This is a genomic window from Pandoraea horticolens (assembly GCF_902459555.1).
Lineage (GTDB): Bacteria > Pseudomonadota > Gammaproteobacteria > Burkholderiales > Burkholderiaceae > Pandoraea > Pandoraea horticolens.
The window spans coordinates 272,436-290,798 of the sequence record NZ_CABPSM010000007.1; the positions used below are offsets into that span (position 1 = coordinate 272,436).

The window sequence follows — 18,363 nt, forward strand, 5'->3', positions numbered from 1 at the left end:
GCACCTTTCCCGCTGGATCAGGGACGCTCCGACGCCGGGTCCGGTGAGCGCGACGTGACCGTCACACGGCCGTCCGGACCGAAGTGGACGTTGAACATCCCCGGCGTGTTGACACCATCTTCGAGCCAGCGCCAGCTCCACACCGTTTCCTTCTTCAAGCGGTATTCCGCCACGGTCGTTGGCTTGCCCAACAGCCGCCGCACGTCGTCCTGCGTCATGCCCGGCTGCACCTGCTGGAAATTCTCGGCGGCGAGCGCCTGGATAACGGCGCGCAGCTTCCCATCCGGCGCGATGTCGACCATGTAGGTTCGCAAGCCGCCCGGCGCGCGCGGATACTCCAGCCGCCGCGAGCCGTCGTCGTTTTCCCAGACGATTTCGGGCTTGCCCATCTGCTCACGCACCTGCGCTTCGGTTGTCACGCCGGGCGTCAGGTTGCGCAGCAGCATATCGTCCGGCTTGATGGCGTTGAACGTGTCGCGCGCTTTCTCCCGCGCTTTGTCGATCTGCTGCTGATCGCAGCCGAATAGTCCCAGCAGACTCGCGAACAATCCCATGGCCACTCTCCAACGAAGACCCCGGCGCAGCCCCTGCGCCGGATGAACGGAACTACGCGACGTTAGCATCGGTAACACCTCCTCTTCACGCTTCACAGTCCCGCATCATCGTTTGCTGCGCCATGCGTGCGTCAGTCGAAACGACGGTTGAACAGCACATCGAAGCCGGACAGCGAGCCGGTGCGCAGCACCAGTTGCCAGCGGCGCGAGACTTGCCATGTAATCTTCACGATACTCGCCGCGCTGGTGAGACTCTGCTCATATCCCAACGCGAAGTTGTCCGAGATCGCCTTGCCCACCTTCACCACCTGCTCGTCGTCCGCCAGCCCCGAGTCGCTGGTGCCGATGCTGAACTCGTCGATCCCCAGATCCTTGATGATGCGCTTGCCACCGGTTGCCCCGAGCAGTGCCGTCGCGGCCCCGGCCATCGCCTGACGCTGGCCCAGACCCGCACCGTCCGGACCGTGCCCGAACATCAGCCACGAGAGCTTCTCCTCGTCCGATACGTTGGGCTCCGAGACAAGCGACACGCGCGGCTGACGCACCGTACCCGTGACCAGCACCCCGGCGGCGACCTCCTGGTTACGGCGCATGGCCTGAATGTAGATGTCGGGATTGTCCAGCGGACCGACGAAGTTGATCTGACCGCGCTCGATGGCGAGCTTGCGGTCGAACGCTTCGTATGTGCCCTCGGCCACCGTGATCGTACCGGTGGCGCGCATTGGCGTGAGCGGGTCGCTCTGCAAGCGCATACTGCCGCGCAACAGCAGATCGGCCCCCGCACCGACAAAGCGGAAATCGCGTCCCAGATCCACCTCCACATTGATGTGCGGCGAGAAGCGGCTGGCCGGTTTCGCACCGATGCGGGCGGCCTCCTCCTTCGGGTCGATCGGTTTGGCGCGCGTCTGTGCCCCGCCGCGCACAACGACGACATCGTCGCCCAGCTTCGGTGCGCTCGTCGGCGGCAAGGCGAAACGGGCCCGGTCGATGGTGAACTTGCCGGTCACCGCCATTGCCTCGCCACTGCCTGCCGCCTTCGCCTCTCCACTCAGCGAAAGCTGCCGGTCGGGGGCGGCGAACAATTGCAGCTTGTCGGCCGCAAGTGTGATCGCAAGCGTCGGCTCAGGCGTATCAAGGCGGATGTTACCCGTCGCCTTCGCCGTGCCCCCGCCACCGCCCGTCACGACCACGTCCCGCAGCACGATTTCGGTCGGCGTCAGCACGATGCGCACGCGGCCGTTCTTGACGCTCACGCCGGTATCGAACATCTGCATCGACAGATCGTCGGCCGTCAACTCGCCCGTGGGGCGTGGCTTGGCCACAGTGCCCGCCAGCGCCACTTGCAGGTTGGCACGTCCCTTGAACGCGAATTGCGCACCGGCCAGCGCTTCGAACTTCGAGAGGTCCGGAATGGCGATGGCGACGCGTCCCGTGAGCGGCGCATCGTCCGGTACATTGGGAATGCCGGCTTGCACATGCAAGCCGGCCTGTACGTCGGCGTCGACCGTTCCGACCAGCGACGAGACGGCCTTGAGCGTTGCACGTGCCGTCTGTCCCGACAGATCGATGCGCGTACGCAGTTCCGAGATGCCCAGCGGCACACGGGCGCCGACGCCGCCCTTCTCGGCACTCAGGCCGGGAATGCCTGTCACGGTCACCTTCACGTTTTCGTTCACACCACCGCGGCGTAGCGTCACATCGCCACTGCGACGCACGATCTCGACAAACCCATCGGCGCGCTGACCGGCGCGCACATCCCACTTGCCATCGAGTATGAGGTCGCTCGCGACCGGCGACGGCTCCCCCGTGAACGACGCCACGACGCGCAGCACCTGCGCGATATCGAGCGCGTCGATGGTGCCGGCTGTCTTCAGTTGCCCATCGCCATAGTCGAAGTTCGCAAGCGACAGCGTCCCCGCCCCCGTCACCAGCTTGGCCGCGCCGAGATGCACACGCTCGGCACTCGCTTCGACCTGCCACGGCGTGGCCAGTTTGAGCTTGGGTACACCACGGTTTTCGAGGGTGTGAATCGTGCCGCGCCAGCCCGGTTTGCCTCCCGCGCCGGTCACCGCTCCGGCGGCGTCGAGATCCATGTCCAGCGGCGCTTCGCGCAGCTTGCCCGCCGCCTTGAGATGCAGCGTATGCGCGCCACGGGTGCCCGCCAGCGCCACCGAGAGTTTGTCGAGCCGCGCGATATCGCTCGTGAAACCCTGGCCGTCGAGCGTCACGTTAAGACGATCGCCCGCCGCGCCCGGCAATCCACCGCTCACGTCCACCTTGCCGGTGAGATGCTCGAGCTTCTGCACCCCGAAAATGAGCTTGTCGGCCGCGAGCGCGGCAACCACCGCCGGACGCTCGATCGTGCCCGACACCTGCCCGTCGAGTCGCAAACGACCAGCGAGCCCGAAACCGAGCTTGTCGAGCGACGGTGCATCGATATTCACCGCCATCCTGTCGCCGGGCGCGCCGAAGCTGCCGCGCAGCACCACCTTGTTGCCGGCCACGAGCAAGTTGGCGTCGCTCGGCAGCAAACGCTTGCCCGCGAGCCTGACAGTGCCCGACCCGCTCATCGGCAAGTCGGCGTAGACACTGTCCCGCAACGCAAACTTCAGTGTGAGACCGAACGCTGGACGCAGGGTGCCCTGCGCGTCGAACTGTCCTGTGACACTCGCCGCCGGGGTCTTTGCGCCGCGCTTTTGCGGACCGTAAAGGTCATACCATGCCGCCGGGTCGAAACGCGTGAGCCTGATCTGCGCCCGATACGCGCCGGTGTCGCCGTTTTCGAGCCCTCCGGTTGCGGCGACCTTGCTGTTGCCGGCATCGAGCGAGAGCGTGTGGATCGTGGTGCCCTTGGCGTCGAGACCGACATCGGCCAAGACGTGCCGGGCGGCGTCGCGCCAGTCGAGAACGATGCGTTGCCCGGCAGCGTCGAGCCTGATATCGAGCGGCCCGGCGAGTTTCGTCGCCGGCAGCTTGCCGTACAACGCGCGCAGGTCGAGATCGCGCATCGTGAGGGCAAAGCCGCCGACGGTAGCTTCGGCACCCGGCGCCGTCCCAGTGGCAACGCTCGCGCCGCTCGCCCCCGACGCCACAGGCGCCGCAGCCACCGTCGCGGCAATCTTCTCGCGACGCAACTCACCGCTACCGGTAAGCACCGCGCGCCCTGCGAGCTTCAACTCGATGTCTGTCAACGCCTGACGCGTTGCGTCGAGCAGCACCTGGGTGCGCAGACTCTCGACGGGTAGCCATCCCGCATCGATGGCCCCGGGCTTGGCATTGGTGACGGACACCGGCCCCAGCACACGGAATTCCTTGGCTCCGGGCTCGGGCCGCAAGTCGGCCTGCACCGCAAGATCCGCTTGCGGTGCACTGGCAGCGAAATCTCGCGGATTCAGGTGATCGAGCGAAATCTGTGCGCGCGAAAGCGGCACCGGACCGAACGGCGAGGCGGCGATATGGGCCGTCCCGTTCAACCTCTCGCCGCTCGCGCTCAGGTCGACGGCGAGCGCGTCGAGCGAGCCGGACAGATTGGCCTGCAACGCCACCGGAATGTCGCCCGCCTTGGCTTGCAAGCCGACATTGCCGCTGAGAGCGAACGGATGCCGTCCGTTCAATTGCAGATTCGCCTGGGCCTTGCCGTAGGGTGTGCCGAGGTGCTCGACCTGAATTGTGTGTTGCGTGCCGTCGCTGCGCGCCGAGACACGAATGTCATCAAGCACCAGCGCGGGGGAATCCAGCGTGAGCTTGGCGACACGAACGTCGTTCAGTGTCAGGCCGAGCGGCAGCCGCAGGCTCGACGGCATCGTCGTCGGCGTGTTCGATGGCGGCGACGGCGCGAACGCCATCTCTACATCGCCCGCGCGCAGCTTGTCGACGGTGAAATGCAGCGGACGCAATTGCAGTTCCCAGCGGCTTTCGAGACGGCTCACGGTAATGCGCGTTGCGCCGTCGAGATAGCGCACGTCACGCACGGTGAAGCCATGGGCGAAGCTGCCGCTGTGCCATTCGCCCGAGAGTTTGCCGCCGAGCGTCGACACGGCCGTCTGCCACAGCCAGCGGCTGCCCTGCTCGCTCGAGATTGCCCAGAGCAGCGCACCGATCGCCAGCGCGACGATCAGCAGCAGCGCCAGCACGATGCCCGCCAGGGTGCGGCCCCATCGCCAACGGCGCGGAGGGGGAGGGGGTGGAGTGGGTGACACAGGCGCAGCGGGTGGAGGCGGCGGCGCAGGCGTGTCGCCGGGCGTCTTATCGAGGGGCATCGTACTCATCAGAACGCCACCCCCAGCGAAATGGCCGGACGGAAGCGCCGGTCGCGCACGCCGTAGCCAAGGTCGAGATTCACGGGGCCGACGGGACTGCGCCAGCGCACGCCGAAACCCACGCCGTGATACAGCGGCGTGGGATGGCGATAGTCATCGGTCGCCGTGCCGACGTCCCAGAACACCGCCCCGCCCCAGTCGCGGGTCACCCAGCGTTGGTATTCGAGGCTCGCCGTACCGAGGTACTTCGTCGGGAACGTGGTGCCGTTCTGCTGACGGCCGATGCTCTGATACGTGTACCCGCGAACCGACGACGTACCGCCCGCGAAGAACAGCAGCGGCGACGGGATGCGATTGGTGTTGCCGTTCGTGAGCACGGCGCCAAGCTCTAGGCGTGCGATCACGAGATCGCGTTGTCCCACGGGAAAGTACTGGCGGATACGGCCATAGAGACGCGCAAAACTCTGATCGGTCAGCAGGGGCTTCGCGGCGAAGCCGATCTGCGTGTTGATGATGTTGCCCCTGCGGGGAAAGATCAGGTCGTCCACGTCACGACGGTTCCAGGAAAACGCGGGCACGAGCGCCTTGTTGAGAAATCGCTGACCGCCGTCCGGGCGTTCGTCGGCGCGGTAGAGGTCGAGCGTGTAGGCCCAGTCGTAGCGCTCGCGCGAGCGTGCGCGTTTCACGCCGATCTGGCTCGAGCGCTGATCGAGGCCGTTCAGGTAGGTGCGATCGAACGATCCGCGCAGGCTGTTGGTGTACCCGGTGGTGTCGGGCGGCATGCCGATCTCGGCGTAACCGCCCTGCCGGTATTGCTCCAGACGCGCCTGAGAGTCGAATGTCCACGCGCGGCCGAACAGGTTGTAGTAGGAGTACCGGCCATTGACGCTCGCCCCCGTATCCGTCGTATAACCCACCCCGCTCTGCACACGGTGTTCCGGGAACTCGCGCACGTTCACCTCGATCGGCGCATTCGCGGCCTTCTCGGGATCTTCCGTCACCGAGATGATGACGTTCGAGAAATATGGCGTCGCCTGAATCTGGCGTTGCAGTTCCTGCAGGCGATCGGCGTCGAACGGCTCGCCCTCTGACAGCGGGTTGACGTTGCGGATGATCTGCTCGGGATAGCGCCGGGTGCCGGAGATGATGAGCGGGCCAAGCGTGAACGGCGGGCCGCTCTCGTATGTGGCCGCAAGCGACGCCGTGTCGCTGTCGGCATCGATCGTCGCGCGCGAGAAGGACATCTTCGCCGCGTGATACCGCTTCTGGCCGAGTTGAAACAGCGTGTCGTTCTTCGCCTTGTCCCAGTCGTCCTGACGGAACGGAGCGTCCACCGGCAGTTCCCAGGCGCGACGCAACTGCTCGACGCGCTGCGGGTTCTGCTCGATCACCGGGCCTTCGAACTTCAGGTCGAGGTTCTTGATATACGTGCGCGGCCCCGAGTCGACCGTGACGTGAACGTCGTGGCGGCCGTTGATGGTGGCCACATCCACATGCGTGACGGGGGAGAAATAGCCTTCCGTCGACGTGAGTTCCTGAACCTGCTCACCGACGGTCGCAATCAGGTGCTCGAACTGCGCCTCGCCAATGTCGTCACGCTCGGCGTAACGCGCGAGGTCGAGATTGTCCTTGAGGAGCTTGGCCAGGCCATTCGGGGCGTCGACACGAACACGATAGTCGGCCTGTGCCACGCCGGGCACCAATAGGCCGCAGGTCAGTGTGGCAAGCGCCAGAAGCGCGGCAGGCAGGGTGCGCAAAGGGCGCACGCCAAGGCGACGAGAAACGTCGAAACCGGGTTTGATCTGTGAGACGGACAAAACCTTCCTTGAAATCTTAAATACCGCCGCAGGTTGTCCCGCGTGCGGTTCAGGGGGCTCAATCGAACAATGTTGGCAAGCATCGCACAACGACGTAACGTGCAATGCGTAGATGGGCATATTTGACCATATCCCCACGGCGTATTCACCCGTGTCTCTCAAATCTGTCAAAAAGGCGAACCGGGACGCGTTTGCGGTAGAATCGGCGTCGATTGGCGCCATCGCGATGACGCCGCTTCCGCCTATTTTTTAAGCATTCGACCATGTACGAATCCGACATCACCCAATTCATCAAGCAATTGAAGTCCGAGAAGCCCGCGCTGGAAGCCGAGCAGCGTCAGGGCCGCTCACTGCTGTGGGACAAGCAGCCGATCGATATGGAAGAGCGCCACCGCGCCCAGCAGTCGCGCGTGGCCCAGCAGCCGTACGTCTACCAAAGCGAATAAGTTACCGCCTTCCGGCCGAGTTCCGCATTGAATCCGAGTTCGCCCGACGATCCGTCGCACACACCAGAGCCGATCCCCGAGATCGCGCCGGTGTCTGCGCACGTCGATGCCGCGCCGGATGACGAGCGCAGCGATGCGTCGATCGAAGCGTCTGCCGCCGCAGGAGAATCCGGCAGTGAGGGCAAATCGGACGAAGCAGACGAATCGAGCGAAGCGAGCGCCCTCGCGGGGATGACGCCGCTGGAAGCATCGGAAGCGCAGGCGATCAAGCCCCATCCCGCCGTCGTCGCGACGACGGAATTGCCCACACCGCAGAACGGGCGGGACACCACGCCCGACACGGTCGACGGTGTCGCGCGGGCGCGCCTGTACGGCGAGCCGCTCTTCGCACTGCCGAACGACCTCTACATCCCGCCGGACGCGCTTGAGATCTTCCTCGAAGCCTTCGAAGGCCCGCTCGACTTGTTGCTGTATCTGATCCGCAAGCAGAACTTCAACGTGCTCGACATTCCGATGGCGCAGGTCACGAAGCAGTACCTGCTCTACGTCGAGCAGATCCGCCGGACCAATCTCGAACTCGCATCCGAGTATCTGCTCATGGCGGCGATGCTCATCGAGATCAAATCGCGCATGCTCTTGCCGGTCAAGAAGGCAGATACGGGCGAAGAGGCCGAAGATCCGCGCGCGGAACTCGTGCGCCGCCTGCTTGAGTACGAGCAGATGAAGCTCGCCGCCCAGAAACTCGACACCCTGCCGGTGCTTGGCCGCGACTTCCTGCGCTCGCAGGTGTATATCGAGCAGAGCCTCCAGCCGCGCTTTCCCGATGTCGATGCCGAAGATCTGCGCGCTGCGTGGGCCGAAGTGCTGCGCCGGGCCAAGCTCGTGCAGCATCACAAGATCTCGCGCGAAGAACTGTCCGTGCGCGAGCACATGAGTCAGATTCTGCGGCGTTTGCAGGGTGCCCGCTTCATGGAGTTCACCGAACTCTTCGACGTCACGCGCGGTGTGCCCGTCGTCGTGGTCAACTTCATCGCCATGCTCGAACTCTCGCGCGAATCGTTGCTGGAGATCACTCAGGCCGAGCCGTTTGCGCCGATCTATGTCCGCCTGACCTATTCCCCCAACTGAGCGCCCGGTGAATCCTCGCAACCGGGGGAGTCTGTTGAACAGTGCGTTTTTTGCGCACGCGCATTGAGATTTCCTCTACAATCCCCCCGGACATTTTGGCGGCCACGCCCTTGCCAGATAAGGCGTGCGCCACTCCTGGACGTCATCAACGTACGCCACGCACGGAACTTCAATGAAAGTCATCCCCTCGATTCACGAACTGCGCGATCAACTGCGCGGCCAGAATCGCGTCGCCTTCGTGCCCACCATGGGCAACCTGCATGAAGGACATCTGTCGCTCATGCGACTGGCGCGCCAGCATGGCGACCCGGTCGTCGCCAGCATCTTCGTGAACCGCCTGCAATTCGGGCCGAACGAAGACTTCGACAAGTACCCGCGCACGATGGCCGATGACATCGAGAAGCTCACGCGCGAGAACGTCTACGTGCTGTTCTCTCCCGACGAGAAGGAGATGTACCCCGAGCCGCAGGAATACCGTGTCGAGCCGCCGCACGATCTGGGCGACATTCTCGAGGGCGAGTTCCGCCCGGGCTTCTTCAAGGGCGTGTGCACTGTCGTCACCAAGCTGTTCTCCTGCGTGCAACCGCGCGTGGCGGTGTTCGGCAAGAAGGATTACCAGCAACTGATGATCGTACGCAGCATGTGCCGTCAGTTCGCGCTGCCCATCGAAATCATCGCCGCCGAGACGGTGCGTGCCGACGACGGCCTGGCGCTCTCGTCGCGTAACCGCTATCTGTCGGACGCCGAGCGCACTGAGGCCCCTCAGCTCTATCGTTTGCTGGGCCAGATTCGCGACGACGTGAACAGCGGCAAGACGGACTACGCCGCGCTCGAAGCGGCGGCCATGCAGACGTTGACCGGGCGTGGCTGGAAGCCGGATTATGTGTCGATTCGCCAGCGCGCCAACCTGCGCATGCCGGCACCGGGGGCGGCCCCCGCCGAGAGCCTTGTGGTGCTCGCGGCAGCCAAGCTCGGCGCCACGCGTCTGATCGACAATCTCGAAATCTGAGCGCCGGGCACGCGGCGCACGGCCGGATGACCGGTACCGCGTGCTCCCGACGCAAGCCGCGCGTGCCGGTTGCACGCGCATCTTTCGTCGCGCCGCTTGCGCGACACCGCAACACTAGAGGCAAGCCATGTACCGCACCATGCTCAAGTCGAAGATCCACCGCGCCACCGTGACGCATTGCGAATTGCATTACGAAGGCTCGTGCGCGATCGACGAAAACCTGCTCGAAGCCTCGGGCCTTGTCGAAAATGAGCAAATCGACATCTTCAACGTCAACAACGGCGAGCGCTTCACCACGTACGCCATTCGCGGCGAGCGCGGCAGCGGCATGATCTCGCTCAACGGTGCAGCGGCGCGCCGCGCGCAGTTGGGCGACGTCGTCATCATCGTGTCGTACGCGCAGGTCGAAGAGAAGGACGTGCTGGCCGGCTTCAAGCCGAAGCTGGTGTTCGTCGACGACAAGAACGTGCAGAAGGGTGAACGCGATCACGTGCCGCTGCAAGCGTGGGAAGAGACCCGCGCCTTCGACGCCGCTCAGGCAACGAAATAGGGCAGCTAAGTCAGGGTGCAAACCTTGGCTAGCGGTGGCTGGGAGACTTATCTGGCAAGGGTTTCGGGCTAGAGCGTTTATCATTTCTGGATGTCCCCCGTGAAGGGTAAGTTTTTGATTTTTAAGATGGGGGATTCTTGGTAATAGCAGGGGGGCGGCGAAGAGCTTCCCTCTGCGGCCCTGCCCCGAGCGCGTCGCATATTTGCTGGGCAACGAGTGCTTCGATATCTCCCTCATCTGCGCCTTGCGAGAAAACTGCGCAGCACGCTGAAACGCCACCAACGGAACCGCGATAGACCCCAAAAACACTTCCGGGGCCGCATCCAGTATGCCCAGCGAGGGTCAAGCCACCTTCAGCAGAGTCCTGCATAAGACCCCAAAGCGTATCCTGCCGAAATCCACGGACGCCCCGCAATCGGGCTACCGAGTACACTGGCCGCCTGCATGTCCAAAAGCAAGTTGGCGGGAAGAAGCTCTCCGGCAAGCAGACAATCTAGCAGTAGAGTCACCTGTGAAACCGGTCCGGTCAGCAAGCCGTGATAGACCCAACCGGGGCCATAGTCCAAGGAATTGCCGAGGTACTCCCCGTGCAAATCGGCATGCTCCGTTGCAAAACGAGCTGCCGAGATATCAAGAGGAACGAATACCTGCCGCCTAACAGCATCTTGAAGCGGCAAGTCTGTCGCACGCTCGATAATCCCCGCCACGAGCATGTAACCAATATTCAAGTAACGCCAACCGTTTCCGGGTTGGTATCGAAGCCTGTAGCCGTCAAGACTGCGCATCATCTCGCTCGGCGGCCACGCTGTTTCATGATTGGCCACAGCGGCGTGATACTCAGCAAGCTCGCAATAATCTGCGAGTCCAGCTTCGTGCCGCAGGAGTTGGCGCAGGGTTGGAAAATATCCGCATTTTGGCTGAATGTAGTTGCCCACCCGTGAACGTGAGCGACCGGACGCACCGTTCTCATTTCGTCGCCGGTATCAGATCACAATGAATCTGTAGGCTTTCCGTCTCATTATGGTGAACCCGAAAGCCATTTCTCTTGAGCGAAGTGAGAATAAAGTTAAGGGGCGACGCGTATCTTTGTACACGTCGATGCTGCCAGCTTGACGGAGTGAAGACACCGAGCGGAAGCATGCGGATGCGGCGCCCATTCAGGCAGAATGAAACGTCGATATGGGTGCCATCCACATCGTGGCCATTGCTTCCGAAAATATCGGCGATCTCGTGTTGTCTGTCGGGATAAAGACGGCGAAACACACCGATACCTAACGTGCGAAACCACATCCTGACGAAGCCAAGATGGGACGCCCTAGGCTCATAACCTCGGGTCAGTATCAACGTGATTTCCGAGGGGAGTTGTGCTTGAATACTCTGCAATTTACTCAGAACAACAGCATCTACACGCACGTGTCGCGCAGGCCATCGAGGACGAACTTGTATTCCGTCGTGAATACCGCGCCCCAGGGTAACGAACCTCATGAACTACCTTTCGTATTTGCCGAATTGGACTGCCGCAGAGATCGCAAGCATTCCTGAACCGCACCGGGAATCGTGAAGGCCGGTTGCCATAAGTTAATGCGAACACACCAGCGATAGTTTGAGTTACCCGTATAGTCTGCCTCGGCCTCGGCGGGCGGGATATGGTTCAGCAGTTCCATCAGTCGATGATGGTTGTACCAAGCCACCCATTCCAGTGTTGCAAGCTCGACGGATTTCCTCGTTTCCCACGGGGTGCAGCGCTCTCGCATCGAAAGTCGTCGCGCGAACCCGCTTGCCGCGAATCGTACTACGCAGGTCCTGCAAACTCTTCAGACGTCCGACCACACAGCGTGCGCCCCAATGCTTTCCTGGTTCATCTGCTTCCAGGCCATCGGCACGCCATACACCTGCATGTTGGTCTGCCAGGCAATCTTGATGTCTGGCGGCAGAGTCTCATCGCGTTTCGCGCGGGTGCAGCGATGACGTCAAGCGACTCAAGACGCTTGAGGCGGAGAACGCGCGGTTAAAGAAAATGGTGGCTGAGCGCGATCTTGAGATTGAGGTCATGAAGGAGATCGGCGCAAAAAAGTGGTGAGCGTGCAGGTTCGCTGTGAGCAAGCCCGGTTTGCGATGACGCAGGGCTTGAGTCAACGGCGAGCCTGTGCGCTGATGCAGATCAGTCGATCAAGCTTGGGCTACACACCCAGGATGCCTACAAAAAACGCACCGGTTATATTCGGTCAGACAACGGGCCGGAATTTGTCAGCACGGCGCTTCTGAAGTGGGCCGTCCAAGAGCGGATCGAGACGGTGCTGATTGATCCAGGTAAGCCTTGGCAAAACGGCACTAACGAAAGCTTCAACGGCAAATTCCGTGATGAATGTTTGGCGATGGAGTGGTTTCGGAATCGAATCGAAGCGAAGATCGTGATCGAATACTGGCGAACCCACTACAACGAAGTGCGCCCGCATTCGAGTTTGCAGTACCTGACCCCGGCCGAATTCCGTCGGGTTAGCGAATGTAATCCAACCACTGGGGCCGTGAATCTCTAGACACCAGTGGTACGAAAAAGTCCGTCAGGTCAGGGGGACCAGCACGTCACGAACGTGCTCGCGCACCTGATGAAGTCGCCGCAGTGGCAGAACATGATGGTTGTGATCACGTACGACGAGAACGGCGGCTGGTGGGATCACGTGGCGCCGCCCAAGGGTGATCGCTGGGGTCCGGGCTCGCGCATTCCGGCAATGGTCGTCTCGCCGTTCGCCAAGCGCGGCAACGTCGATCACACGTTCTACGACACCACGTCGATCCTGCGCTTCGTCACGCGGCTGCACGACTTGCCGACGCTCGAAGGCATCGCCCATCGCAACGCCGCCTTCGCGGCGCGCGGCGCCATGCCGCCGGGCGACCTGACGAAGTCGCTGGCGTTCGCGTGATGTTCGCGTGACATTCTCGTGATGCGGAGCCGGTGCTGGCGCAAGTCAGTCGACACACTTAAGCAATGGGCGCCTTGCAGGCGCCCACAGAATGTTGACGAACCCCATGTTTTTCGGAGCATGGGGTTAATGATCCGGCATTGAATCTATGAACTTATGCGGCGTATCGAACGGGCTTGTACTCGAAGTAGCTTTTGATCCGCTCTGGTTGTCGTTGAACACTGCGCAGGTGCGACGCAGCGGCCTTGACCAACTTGCAGTTTGGTGCATGCTGGCGCCGCTCGTTCAAAGCGGTGACAGACAGCGTCCTCGAGTCGATCTTGTTCATGAGTCATGTGAACACATCCGATCGAATATGTTCAATATTTTCATGCCGGATCAATAAACAGAAATGGCGGTATCGGAGAACAACCAGCCCTTGCGTCCGACGACAAACGGGCGGGCGGTGTTCTCGCAGAGATTGTCGGAGTGCGAGGCTCGAACAATCTGGGCAGGCGCTCGGTGAACATCCGCTGAGGACTGCTGTCCATGCTCCAGCGGGCCATTCCGCCCTCACGCTTGACTTATGCAGCAGTTCCGCCGTACGTGAAACCGAAGCAGGGCCGTCCATCGTCTGCCTCTTCACCTCAGGCGCAACACGTTCTTGTTGCGCCTGCAGCAAGGGCAGTTTGATTTGCACAGATTCAGTTCAGCCGCCCCTTGATACTCGTAAATTCCGGGCGCTCCCCGCGACAAATACGGCTACAACGGTACAACTAAATTCTGAGGTATTTTCCCAAAGTTCGCCACGTAGAAAATCTCATCCTCCTGGGTAACGAAAACATGATTTAATGCATCGATTAATTCGTCTTCGGTGATTTTTCCCTCTCTCACCAACCTCGGACCGTCGTATTTTACAATGTCCTCAATCCGCCTAAATTCATTTTCTCCAGCTCGCCTGTTTATTTGAAACAGTGCGTAATTTTTATCTCTATTATTTCTCATAAAATCCTCAGATACGCTTCGCGTCCCTGAAAGCGAAGCAGCCTTGTCCTTGATCCCTTTCTCGCTCGCCGTATGCTTAATGGCATAAGCCAGAACATCGTCATGCGTTGCATGCGCCGGCCCGGTAAAACCGACTTCTCTGTAACCAACCCCAGCGACGGGCTCTGCTCCTGGTCGAGGTTGAGCCCGATAAAGAACATCTGGCAATGGACGATCGGCATATTTATCAATGCGGTTCTTTAAATCGATCTCCTTCATGTATGGATTTTTATATATTGCATCAGTTTTTGCATAGAGCTTATTAAGATACTCTACGTCGTCGGGAGCGGGGGCGACCCGCGAGGATCGCCAATGGAAGCCGCAACTTTTGAAAATCAGATCCCTCTTGCAACGCAGCACGTCCGTTCCATCAGAATTCTTTATTTTTTTAATGTCCACCAACGTAAGACTCTCCTCTTTCATCCTATTCAAATTAAAATTCGTAAAAGGAGGCGAAACAAAATCAAGCAACTCACTCCCCGTCTTTCTTGCTAGTTTTGAAATTTTCATATTTCCTTTTAACGAACGCAAAGTCGCCAAAACTCCCTGCCCGGAAGCGTATGTGGCTTTGGCGTGCACGAGTCCACTTTTAAGAGAACTTAAGCCGGCCTTGCCTATTGCGGTGAGCGTAAGACCCAAATCTATTAAATCAAATGCAATATCTTCGATCTCAATCTGATGACCCGGATCATTTATGCCATCAATGATTTGATCATAGAATGGAATTACCATGCCAAAGAGCTTGTCGATGACATCCTTCCCATCACTCCCTTCCTTGAATGATTTTATGGTGTGCTTCACTTCCTCCCGGATTTGAAGCTCCATTATCTCCTTGACGGTCTTTCCATTTAGGGCCATGTAATATCCAAGCCCATCCCCTTTATCAACAATGAAGTTGGCGATTGAGCAACCCCTGGGATTGCTTATTTGGCATTCTGGAGCAAACGGCTCATCGTGAGTTGCGAACGGAATACCCATGGCGCGGAGGACTTCACGATTACTGAATTTTATCTCCACCGATCCTTCCCGATTCTGGATCGGCATTAAATTTGTTCGAGCGACAACTCGAAATTCTCCTTTGGGACCGATAACCCCAAAATGTTCGTCTCCTTGCGAAACTCCGAATTGAAATACATAGGCCGCCGGATTGGTATTTGTCAATGGAATACTTTTCGGATAGATACGTATCGACGGATTATCGCTCTTGGATTTTAGTATATTGAGAGAAACGCTCCTGATAACTTTTGCGACATTGATAGGATATTCCATCTCAAGTCTGCTAAGACCAGCCAACTCCCCATTTGCAATGGCCTTTGCCGTAGCAAATCGATCAAGGTGATTTTCAATGTAGTCAACAAACTGCCCGTAATACAATTTTGTGGCTTTTGCATTTATTTGAGCAGCCGCCCCCACTCTTCCATTGGGTGTTGAATTAATCCGCACTCGCTCAGCAGGAGTCATATTTTTATCGACGTCTTCTCTCACTTTCTGCCAGGTTTTGAACCCAGACGGAGGCGGCGGTGGGTTTAGAGCAAGGTCCCATGCCTCTTTGAAGATTTCGAGGCACTCTTCGTCACTTACAGGGCGTTTATCTCTACCATTTTCCGCACACCAGGCTATTGCTTCTTCTTTCCAGAGCGCCAAATCGGCATCACTAGCAAGATCGCTGTTACCATTATTCCCCTCATTGGAGTGAATTTTGTTTGCGAAGGCCAATAGATCTGCACCGCGCGCCCCATTCGCCGCCTCCCCAAGTAGTTTTCGAACGGCCTTTTGTCTCGCGACAATTAGCGGGTGTTCTTCAGTTTGAACGTCACTCGCCGCTGTCGAGCTGGGGGCATTGTTGTCGTCGGCGGAGCGTTTGTGGGGTTGTGGTCGAAGGACGTTTGGCGAGGAAGTATCACTTCGAGAATCGTTTGCCAAGTGAGGGGCGTCAGAGACTGCATTGATTAGAACAGGAACCGCACCGGTGAGATTCGAGGAAGAGCTGGCATTTCGGTGGAAATTTTTGTGCAGTTCGACTAGCGTCGCAGGAGATGTTGGCTGAATGCCTGATGAGCGGCTTTCATTCAAATTGAATTTTGGCGCCCCGAGGTCGGTTCGTTCCCGCACCTTGGAATCGAATTTTCCTGCTTCATTGTCGTTGGATTTTGCAGCGAGGTTAACCTTCGGGTTTATTGCATCACTTTTTTGGGAGGGAGGGTTCTTAAGGACTTGCGCCGCCTCCGCGGCATATTGCCCAGCCAGCAAAAGAGCATATAGCGCCGCTGTTCGCGGAGCATTTTGTACGCTGATAGGTGCAGCCTTGCTCCGGCGGGATGGATGTGGATTGTCGTGCGTTGCCATATTGAAATAGCCGTTATTTCTCCTATTATTATTTAGGAGTACCAAATTTTTATTCATGAATTCTTCCTTATATTGTGGACGTGCAGGTTAAAGGCCTAGAAAAAATAAATCTTGCTGAGGCGTTGCTAAGAGCTGTCAGCGCAAGTCATCAACGAATCGTATACAGATGGCCGCGCAGCATGGGGAAGCATGCACAACATGAATGTCGAGACGCCGCTCAAAGCGAATGCACAGTTTGCCGAAGCCGGCAAGCCAGGCATACATGCGCTCGACTACCCAGCGATGCAGCCCGTGCCGCTCCTCGCTTTCCACGCCGCGAAGTGTGATCCGGGCCGTGATGCCACGCTGCTTCAGGCAACGCCAGCAGCGGGCAAAGTCGTGGTCCTTCCCACGGAATACGGATTTGAAGAACGTGCAGAATGCCGTTCGATGCGGCGCGGTCGCCTACCGTGCGACCTCGGCCGCCCTTGGATGAGGGCGTGAAGACTGGAATTAAGGTTCCAGCGCTGCCCGTAATTCGTTGCTGTTGCGTCTCGCCATTCCCCAAGCATGTCAACATGTTTGCCCGACCGACGCACGGCCAGACATAACCAGCTATTAGTATTACTAGTATGCATACCTAAATATTAGGAATATTATTTATACCCCTTGCCTTCATATGAGAAGGCGAATTGCAGTAAGAACGGGGCACTATCAGAAGTATGGAGGGTAGACGTGCTTCTGTTGCCGGAGGCTCGTCCCAGCGGCACTGGCGATTGTCGGCGCCAATGAGGTGAAATCCCCTCGGTGCTTGATGCAGGCTTGATTAAGGGATCAAGGACCTCCACCTCAACTCACAGTCATGGGTAACAAGACAGACTCCAGCACTGGCGTGATTCAATACTCGGGCAAGTGCTGCTGTTGAACCGAGCTCGACGATATGCAGTCCAACGCTTCGGCATTGATCTGCGGCACCGCTGCGGCATCCATATATATCGTCCCCCTCTGTGTAGTCGTGCTTTGGCATAGGCTCCCCGCACGACTCTCTCTTGAATAACCTCGAACCTTCTCAGTTGTTCCGATATTCCAGGGGACAGCGGTCGTTCGATGAAGTTCGGCAGGGCATCCACCGCCGCGGCATGGATAGGCGGTTCCGTTCGCCGCCCCGTCTGCTCGGCTTGGCGCACCAAGCGCACATTGTTGCCGACAGTAGTCGCCTGCGTTGATGTTGATTTTGATGTTGACTGGCTCGCGTGCCCCGCGGCGCCTGCCGTCGTTCGGAGGGGCGACAGGAGTTGATCCAGGCTCGACGACGTACGGGCCCAACCGTCAGCCTGACGCGCTTCACGCACGCCGGTGCCTAGGGTAGACGACTGCGTTGTAGTTGAGGTTAACGGGGTAGGCTGTGCCGACGTTGAAGTCGTGGCAGGAAGCTGGGAGCGCGTGGCCCCGGAGCCGGAAACAGGATACATTGGATTTATCTCACGGAAGCGCTTTCGATTGCGGCGTGCTCGTTATCGTCGCAGCCCGCCGTCTTTTTTTATTGTCGCAGAGGCTCACCGTTCACATTTGTATAAATCGCTCTTTCGGCATTTGATGTCGGTCAGAAAAAGGGGAGGCCTCCATTCCGTAAAATTGAGGAATGGAGGCATACATGAACCGGATCCCGAAAGGCATCTGGCGGTGAAGCTAGCAATGACCGAGGGAGTCGGCCTATCAGAGGCTGCGCGGCGGCTCTCGATATCGAAGATGCTGGCGAACTGGGTGCGTGCAGCGAAAGCCGGCAAGCTCAGGCGTGTAGGGCAGCAGCAAAAGCCGTTGACGGAGATCGAGGCTGCACTCGGGCGGGTCAAGTGGGAATTGGCCGAAGTGAAGATGGAGCTAAGCGTGTCCCCCAAGCCGTCTTGACGGGCTATCGATTTCCCCATCGATTGGTCGCCAGTCGCATCAATGCTGCATTGGCAGCACGTATATCGAATCGCTCTGAATCGAACCCTGGACCAACCCACTGGCGGTAGTGCGTGGCTTCCTCGCTGTCCGGGTTATCGCGCAAGGTGGTCAGGAACACTTCATATCCGGGCGGACCCCCTACATCTTCGGGCGGGCAGGCACGCGCGCCATCGAGAACCCTGGACTCGCCCCATGATTCGTCTTCAATCGTTTCAATGTTTTCGACGACGATCTGGTGATACCAACCGTCACCGAAGTCATATTGGTAAATGATGTGCGAGTCAGGCCGGAGTACTTTATTCAGTTTGGTTTTCCGGTCATCAAACGTCTTGGTCAGGTCCATGAACTCCAGTCCTGCGTCTATATCGAGCTGGGCATACG

Annotated in this window: 11 protein-coding genes and 6 pseudogenes; 7 read left to right on the plus strand and 10 right to left on the minus strand. The window is 59.3% G+C overall.

Annotated elements, in window-relative coordinates:
* Positions 1 to 17: 17 nt before the first annotated feature.
* The 3 genes from bamE to PHO31112_RS14110 all read right to left on the minus strand — a co-directional run bounded on the left by bamE (position 18) and on the right by PHO31112_RS14110 (position 6,579).
* A complete protein-coding gene (gene bamE / locus PHO31112_RS14100) occupies positions 18 to 554 on the minus strand; it encodes an outer membrane protein assembly factor BamE domain-containing protein (protein WP_150621069.1) in 537 nt (178 codons plus the stop codon).
* A gap of 131 nt (positions 555 to 685) precedes the next feature.
* Positions 686 to 4,822 carry a translocation/assembly module TamB domain-containing protein gene (locus tag PHO31112_RS14105; RefSeq protein WP_150621070.1) on the minus strand — a complete coding sequence of 1,379 codons (4,137 nt, stop codon included), beginning with the start codon at positions 4,820 to 4,822 and terminating at the stop codon, positions 686 to 688.
* Positions 4,822 to 6,579, minus strand: a complete 1,758-nt coding sequence (locus tag PHO31112_RS14110; protein WP_246178191.1) for an autotransporter assembly complex protein TamA — start codon at positions 6,577 to 6,579, stop codon at positions 4,822 to 4,824. The genes PHO31112_RS14105 and PHO31112_RS14110 overlap by 1 nt, the downstream gene beginning before the upstream one ends.
* Positions 6,580 to 6,893: 314 nt before the next feature.
* Between PHO31112_RS14110 and PHO31112_RS14115 the strand changes: the two genes are divergently transcribed.
* The 4 genes from PHO31112_RS14115 (at position 6,894) to panD (ending at position 9,763) form a co-directional block, all read left to right on the plus strand.
* Positions 6,894 to 7,076, plus strand: a complete 183-nt coding sequence (locus tag PHO31112_RS14115; RefSeq protein WP_150621071.1) for a DUF3460 family protein — start codon at positions 6,894 to 6,896, stop codon at positions 7,074 to 7,076.
* 231 nt (positions 7,077 to 7,307) lie between these two features.
* Positions 7,308 to 8,204 carry a segregation and condensation protein A gene (locus PHO31112_RS14120; RefSeq protein WP_174995717.1) on the plus strand — a complete coding sequence of 299 codons (897 nt, stop codon included), beginning with the start codon at positions 7,308 to 7,310 and terminating at the stop codon, positions 8,202 to 8,204.
* Positions 8,205 to 8,376: 172 nt separating this feature from the next.
* Positions 8,377 to 9,213, plus strand: a complete 837-nt coding sequence (gene panC, locus PHO31112_RS14125; RefSeq protein WP_150621072.1) for a pantoate--beta-alanine ligase — start codon at positions 8,377 to 8,379, stop codon at positions 9,211 to 9,213.
* 127 nt (positions 9,214 to 9,340) lie between these two features.
* Positions 9,341 to 9,763: an aspartate 1-decarboxylase gene (gene panD, locus PHO31112_RS14130; protein WP_150621073.1), complete on the plus strand. Its 423-nt coding sequence runs from the start codon at positions 9,341 to 9,343 to the stop codon at positions 9,761 to 9,763.
* A 353-nt stretch (positions 9,764 to 10,116) separates the two neighbouring features.
* Here the strand turns inward: panD and PHO31112_RS14135 are convergent, their stop codons facing one another.
* The 3 genes and pseudogenes from PHO31112_RS14135 to PHO31112_RS28195 form a co-directional block, all read right to left on the minus strand.
* Positions 10,117 to 10,698, minus strand: coding sequence for a serine hydrolase domain-containing protein (locus PHO31112_RS14135; RefSeq protein WP_217427030.1), 582 nt, complete (start codon positions 10,696 to 10,698; stop codon positions 10,117 to 10,119).
* Positions 10,699 to 10,729: 31 nt separating this feature from the next.
* Positions 10,730 to 11,248: a hypothetical protein gene (locus PHO31112_RS14140; protein ID WP_150621074.1), complete on the minus strand. Its 519-nt coding sequence runs from the start codon at positions 11,246 to 11,248 to the stop codon at positions 10,730 to 10,732.
* Between the two features lie 131 nt (positions 11,249 to 11,379).
* Positions 11,380 to 11,508: pseudogene (locus PHO31112_RS28195) on the minus strand (IS3 family transposase); the annotation flags it as partial.
* A 215-nt stretch (positions 11,509 to 11,723) separates the two neighbouring features.
* Here PHO31112_RS28195 and PHO31112_RS27645 point away from each other — a divergent pair.
* Together PHO31112_RS27645 and PHO31112_RS14160 are read left to right on the plus strand one after the other, a co-directional pair.
* A pseudogene (locus PHO31112_RS27645) lies at positions 11,724 to 12,300 on the plus strand (integrase core domain-containing protein); the annotation flags it as partial.
* A 33-nt stretch (positions 12,301 to 12,333) separates the two neighbouring features.
* Positions 12,334 to 12,684 (plus strand): annotated as a pseudogene (locus PHO31112_RS14160) (alkaline phosphatase family protein); the annotation flags it as partial.
* A gap of 154 nt (positions 12,685 to 12,838) precedes the next feature.
* Here PHO31112_RS14160 and PHO31112_RS28200 read toward each other — a convergent pair.
* The 3 genes and pseudogenes from PHO31112_RS28200 to PHO31112_RS28205 all read right to left on the minus strand — a co-directional run.
* Positions 12,839 to 12,962, minus strand: a pseudogene (locus PHO31112_RS28200) (IS630 family transposase); the annotation flags it as partial.
* 463 nt (positions 12,963 to 13,425) lie between these two features.
* Positions 13,426 to 16,110 carry a hypothetical protein gene (locus PHO31112_RS14170; protein ID WP_150621077.1) on the minus strand — a complete coding sequence of 895 codons (2,685 nt, stop codon included), beginning with the start codon at positions 16,108 to 16,110 and terminating at the stop codon, positions 13,426 to 13,428.
* Between the two features lie 78 nt (positions 16,111 to 16,188).
* Positions 16,189 to 16,440: pseudogene (locus PHO31112_RS28205) on the minus strand (IS5/IS1182 family transposase); the annotation flags it as partial.
* 1,227 nt (positions 16,441 to 17,667) lie between these two features.
* Between PHO31112_RS28205 and PHO31112_RS14180 the strand changes: the two are divergent.
* Positions 17,668 to 17,931 (plus strand): annotated as a pseudogene (locus PHO31112_RS14180) (transposase); the annotation flags it as partial.
* Positions 17,932 to 17,944: 13 nt separating this feature from the next.
* Here the strand turns inward: PHO31112_RS14180 and PHO31112_RS14185 are convergent.
* Positions 17,945 to 18,363: plasmid pRiA4b ORF-3 family protein (locus PHO31112_RS14185; RefSeq protein WP_246178180.1), on the minus strand; the 419-nt coding region annotated here is incomplete at its 5' end.

Excerpts from the sequence above, each read along its gene's own strand:
- PHO31112_RS14170 (WP_150621077.1), bottom strand. The coding sequence starts at position 16,110 with ATGAATAAAAATTTGGTACTCCTAAATAATAATAGGAGAAATAACGGC.
- panC (WP_150621072.1), top strand. The coding sequence starts at position 8,377 with ATGAAAGTCATCCCCTCGATTCACGAACTGCGCGATCAACTGCGCGGC.
- panD (WP_150621073.1), top strand. The coding sequence starts at position 9,341 with ATGTACCGCACCATGCTCAAGTCGAAGATCCACCGCGCCACCGTGACG.
- PHO31112_RS14120 (WP_174995717.1), top strand. The coding sequence starts at position 7,308 with ATGACGCCGCTGGAAGCATCGGAAGCGCAGGCGATCAAGCCCCATCCC.
- bamE (WP_150621069.1), bottom strand. The coding sequence starts at position 554 with ATGGGATTGTTCGCGAGTCTGCTGGGACTATTCGGCTGCGATCAGCAG.
- PHO31112_RS14115 (WP_150621071.1), top strand. The coding sequence starts at position 6,894 with ATGTACGAATCCGACATCACCCAATTCATCAAGCAATTGAAGTCCGAG.
- PHO31112_RS14140 (WP_150621074.1), bottom strand. The coding sequence starts at position 11,248 with ATGAGGTTCGTTACCCTGGGGCGCGGTATTCACGACGGAATACAAGTT.
- PHO31112_RS14105 (WP_150621070.1), bottom strand. The coding sequence starts at position 4,822 with ATGAGTACGATGCCCCTCGATAAGACGCCCGGCGACACGCCTGCGCCG.